This is a genomic window from Rhizobacter sp. P2_H2, assembly GCF_056403375.1.
The window spans coordinates 1-1,222 of sequence record NZ_JBFUFP010001359.1 but is presented as its reverse complement, the minus strand read 5'-3'; the positions used below and the strand labels follow the sequence as shown (position 1 = coordinate 1,222).

Here is a 1,222-nt window from a genome sequence, read left to right as displayed (position 1 = left end):
AGGTAGGGCTTGATCGAGTTGTACTGCGTGAAGAACTGCGTCATGTCGACGATCAGGTCACGCACCACCGGCAGGCCCGGCAGCGGCTTCAGCACGACGACGTCGGGCAGCGTGCGCATGTTGGTCAGGCACGCGAGGCCGTTCTTGCCGTTGATGTTCATCGCGTCCGAACCGCAGACGCCTTCGCGGCACGAGCGGCGGAAGCTGATCGTCGGGTCGACCGCCTTCAGCTTCATCAGCGCATCGAGCAGCATGCGCTCGCTGCCGTCGAGCTCGACCTCGAGGGTCTGCATGCGGGGCTTCGAATCCGTGTCGGGGTCGTAGCGGTAGATCTGGAAAACACGCTTGGTCATGAAATGCTTTCGACGTTCTCGTGGCGATGGCTCAGAACGAGCGGACCTTCGGCGGAATCGACTCGGCCGTCAGCGGGGTCAGTTTCACGGGCTTGTAGTCGAGGCGGTTGCCCTCGCTGTACCACAGCGAGTGCTTCATCCACACCTTGTCGTTGCGGCCGTTCGGGAATTCCGGCGAATCGGCGTAGTCGTTGACGGTGTGCGCGCCGCGGCTCTCGTGGCGGGCGGCCGCCGAGATCATCGTGGCGAGCGCCGCCTCGATCAGGTTCTCGACTTCCAGCGCCTCGATGCGGGCGGTGTTGAACACCTTGGACTTGTCGGCCAGGTGGATGTTCTTCACGCGCTCGGCGATCGCCTTGACCTGCTCGACGCCTTCGTCCATCGTCGCCTGCGTGCGGAACACGCCGGCATGCTTCTGCATCGAGTTGCGCAGGTCGTTGGCGACGTCCTGCGCGTATTCGCCGCCGCTGCTCGCCTCGTACTTGTTCAGGCGGGCCAGCGTGCGCTCGGCCGCATCGGCCGGCAGCGGCTTGTGGGCCTGGGTCTTCAGCGCCGAATCGACGATGTGGTTGCCGGCCGCGCGGCCGAACACCAGCAGGTCGAGCAGCGAGTTCGTGCCCAGGCGGTTCGCGCCGTGCACGCTGACGCAGGCGCATTCGCCGACCGCGTACAGGCCGTTGACCACCGCGTTCGGGTCGCCGTCCTTCGGCACCACGACCTGGCCGTGGATGTTGGTCGGGATGCCGCCCATCTGGTAGTGGATGGTCGGCACGACCGGGATCGGCTCCTTCGTGATGTCGACGTTCGCGAAGTTGTGGCCGATCTCCAGCACGCTGGGCAGGCGCTTCATGATCGTCTCGGAGCCGAGG

The 1,222-nt window shown here is 65.5% G+C and carries 2 protein-coding genes; both read right to left on the bottom strand.

What is annotated here, in order from left to right:
* A partial coding sequence (locus tag AC1D15_RS33090) for a 2Fe-2S iron-sulfur cluster-binding protein (protein ID WP_477829401.1) occupies window positions 1-353 on the bottom strand: 353 nt, incomplete at its 3' end.
* Between the two features lie 31 nt (window positions 354-384).
* Window positions 385-1,222, bottom strand: an 838-nt coding sequence (locus tag AC1D15_RS33085) for an FAD-binding protein (RefSeq protein ID WP_477829400.1), incomplete at its 5' end; no start/stop codon positions are given.